The sequence below is a fragment of the uncultured Lamprocystis sp. genome (assembly GCF_903933125.1).
Taxonomy (GTDB): Bacteria; Pseudomonadota; Gammaproteobacteria; order Chromatiales; family Chromatiaceae; genus Thiodictyon.
Map to the genome: position 1 here is coordinate 1 of NZ_CAIZIZ010000041.1, position 3,201 is coordinate 3,201.

3 protein-coding genes and 1 pseudogene are annotated in these 3,201 nt (G+C 59.9%); 1 reads left to right on the plus strand and 3 read right to left on the minus strand.

All coding sequences use genetic code 11. The features are described 5' to 3' along the window. The 3 genes and pseudogenes from QZY03_RS31910 to QZY03_RS01635 all read right to left on the minus strand — a co-directional run. Window positions 1–426 (minus strand): annotated as a pseudogene (locus tag QZY03_RS31910) (cryptochrome/photolyase family protein); the annotation flags it as partial. Window positions 427–493: 67 nt separating this feature from the next. Further along, window positions 494–661 carry a DUF2256 domain-containing protein gene (locus tag QZY03_RS01630; RefSeq protein WP_295577581.1) on the minus strand — a complete coding sequence of 56 codons (168 nt, stop codon included), beginning with the start codon at window positions 659–661 and terminating at the stop codon, window positions 494–496. A gap of 96 nt (window positions 662–757) precedes the next feature. Beyond that, a complete protein-coding gene (locus tag QZY03_RS01635; protein WP_295577583.1) occupies window positions 758–1,408 on the minus strand; it encodes a hypothetical protein in 651 nt (216 codons plus the stop codon). Between the two features lie 896 nt (window positions 1,409–2,304). On the opposite strand from QZY03_RS01635, the gene QZY03_RS01640 reads away from it, so the two are divergent. Beyond that, complete coding sequence (locus QZY03_RS01640; protein WP_295577585.1) at window positions 2,305–2,523, plus strand: hypothetical protein; 219 nt, start codon at window positions 2,305–2,307, stop codon at window positions 2,521–2,523. Window positions 2,524–3,201 lie beyond the last annotated feature (678 nt).

A 3,201-nucleotide genomic window follows, 5' to 3' on the forward strand; every position in this document is an offset into this window, starting at 1 on the left:
CGTCCGGGGCGTCACCTTGCATCAGGACATCGTGGCGCTTGCGCAGCTCGCGGTAAACGTATTCCATGCGCAGCGACTTGCGGCCCCGCGCGTACGCCGCGAATTCGCGCACGCTGCAGTAGAAATGGCGGTCCTCGCGGAGGTCCAGCGGCAGGTCCCGGGCCTGCGCCGCGCCCTTTATGGCTTGGAGCACCCGCCAGTCGCCAGGCGCAGTCATCACCAGGCCGGTGGGGCGCAGGCGTTCGAGGTCGGCGTGCAACTGCGCCTGCAGGCTGCCGTGGTTGGCGGGGTCGTCCAGCCGGGTGTATGCAGAGGCCGACCGCCGGCGCGTAACGCTTGCGCGAAGTGGCGCATCGCAGCCAGAAACAGCACCGTGCGAGGCTTGCTCGACCAGACATGGGTCGCTTCCTCGATCACCTCGGCCATCCACACCGCGTCTTGGGCGGCGTCGAGGTCGAGTTGGTCGCCCAGCACGAGCACCAGATGGCGCAGCTCAGCCACGGGCACCCTTGGCGCGCCGACACGCGTCGGAGCAGAACTTCACGGTGTCCCAGGTGCGGGCCCAGCGGCGGCGCCAGGTCATCGGCCGACCGCAGGCCACGCAGGGTTTGCTCGGCAGGGCAGCCTTGTTGCAGCGGAACGCGGCAGTGGGTGGTGTCATCGACAGTGCGCTCGGGCAGCGGCAGCAACCCGCTGGGAAATAGGGAGCTCGGTGCTACCAGGAAGGCGTTCAAGGGGCAGCACCGGGCTCTTGCGCTCATCTCCTTGATACTGGCACAACAGTCAGGTGATACGTCACGTCCTGTGCGACACCTTCGGCCGTTTCTGCACGTAACTGCAGTGTGTGAACCCCGATTTTTAGAGGCCTGAGCTTCACATAATATCCATCATCGACCGCCGGCGAGAATATCCCTGCCGGGACGTCGTCGGGATTGCATAGTGGATCAAATACATTATCTCCTGGCAGCGCGACTTCAAATACCCTGGACCGTACGCGACGCACATAACCAGCCGATCTGCCATCAAGTTCAACTGATACTTCCGTGATCCCGTCGATGAAGTTGGCACTAAAAGCACGTAAGTCCTTGACAGGAATATTCTCCGGACCCTGCCCGCACACATTCGGGGTGTTAAACCACACGGAGTTAACGACCGGGAAGAAAAGCTCCTTGCCTTCAGGCACGGAGCAGGTGCGTGTGGCCTCTCCACCTCCAAAGACCCCTGCCAAGAACCATATCGACCCCTGTTGTCCTATCATGCAATCTTCCCCGGTGCTATCGAGTTGGGGATTCTGCGATGTGGGTATCGAAAGCGCCCATTGCCACCACTCGGCGCTTAATTTCTGGAATAATTGATAATCAGAGCCTGCAAGAGCCATGTTTGATGACATCATCTCGACTTTGGCCATTTTTCGTCCTGCCTACGCGCGTAACCGCCTGAGAAATCGTAGAGGCGGAAATTTAGAGGGGGTCAGGCGGCGCGAGGTGCCGAACATGAACCCCTCGCGAATTTTTCGCGCCTGCGCAAGCTCCTGATCCGACGGGACTTACGGAGTCGAAAAAATGGCCAAAGTCGAGATCATGAGCCCTAAGCAAAATATAGACTTCTTCATTGGCATTTACTCCTACATCAGTGGTCGCCAGTCTATAGGGATCCCGCAATCGTAGCGACCGGACGATTTGGGGATCATGTCGGTGCTGAAATGCGTCAAGAAACGATGGGGTCAGGTCTTGCGTCAAGAAAAAACGATGGGGTCAGGTCTTGCAATCCAACACCCAGCCAAACCGACCAACGCCAACTGCTACCCTCAACGCGCACCCGCTCAACGACCATCCGAGGCCGAGGCCAAATGTTCCGCATTCCTCCTCGCCCGCTCGCTGCCTAAGTTAGCCCACGAACAAGTGTCAAGACGTCCGTATATTCGCCTATAGTGCTGTACGCGAATCTACGGACAAGGCGCGCCGCAGGATGCCGCGCGGCATGTGCCCGCCGAGGTTCCCGTCAGCGGGAACGCAGAGTACCGCCGAGAACCCGCCATCATCGGTCGAGGCGCTCGCGGAACTTGGTCGTGGGCCTCGCGCCGTGCCGCTAGCGAGCCTTGCTCCTGACGAGCCAGGTAGAGTTGCACTTGCTGGCGATGACGGAGGTAATACCCGAGGGTCGCGTAGATATCGTGCAGGTCCAAGGCATTAAAGCGTATGGCGATTCTTCGGCAGTTGCGCGTTGGTGGAAGAGCCCGATCACGCTCTCCAAGGTCACCGGGTGGGTCTGCCCATCGCGGATCACTCCGCGCGTGTCCGGTCTATGCTCGGCCATCCAATTCGCCAGGCGCTCGTGACCAATCCCACCGGCCTGCTCTATGGCGAGGCTACGGAGGTTGTCGGCGGCCATCTCCAGGTCGTCTTCGATCCAGACCACGTATCCGCCGCGCGAGTCCAGGCGCGCTGCGGTGAAGAGCGCGGGCTCGGCGAGCGCGGCCAGTGCCCGATGAGTGCGGATGGTCGAGGCCAGATGGACGGATAACGTAGACCCATCGGCAAAGGTAAGGCGCAGGCCGAACGGTCGCAAAACCTTCAGGGCGGTTAGGGTGTGCTGCGGGTCGTGCTTGGCAGGCGATGAGTCGTTGGCATGGGCATGGGCATGGCGCGACTATTGTCCATTCATTGCACACAGTCGAGGTAGCGGCACGCCGCCGACATCCGCACCGACCCTAGCCCACCATCCCCCGTTCCACCGCCCACCGAACCACATCGGCCACCGAATGGAGCCCCAGCTTGGTGCGAATTTGAGTGGCGACATGGTATTGATCTGTGATGAGTGTCACGTTTGTCGTGTCGCACGGGAGCTATCCTTCCTGCGAAGCTGATTGGCCGAGCGATCGTCAGCTTGTTGCCCCTGCCAGGCATAATCAAAGTTGCGCATGGGCGGCCGGAAACGACGGTGCCGACCGTCATCAGTCTCAGACCAACAGGTTGCGCTTGCTGAGGCAGGGGGTGGCTAGGGCGTAGTGCGTAAGCCCCGTTCTCGATTTCTGATTCACAGCCAATTCAATCGGAGTATTATACTTGCTATAGGCATAAATTGCGGTATTAGGGATAGCAGATTTCGTGCGACCTGAGCCAGTTAGACGGGTAATCTAGCCCTACACTCATAAGTTTCAGTAGAGCCATGACATGTACAATTGCGAATTCTCTGCGGAAG

What these genes read in the sequence shown, in the direction of transcription:
- QZY03_RS01635 (WP_295577583.1), bottom strand. Translation starts at nt 1,408, where the DNA reads ATGGCCAAAGTCGAGATGATGTCATCAAACATGGCTCTTGCAGGCTCT.
- QZY03_RS01640 (WP_295577585.1), top strand. Translation starts at nt 2,305, where the DNA reads ATGCTCGGCCATCCAATTCGCCAGGCGCTCGTGACCAATCCCACCGGC.
- QZY03_RS01630 (WP_295577581.1), bottom strand. Translation starts at nt 661, where the DNA reads ATGACACCACCCACTGCCGCGTTCCGCTGCAACAAGGCTGCCCTGCCG.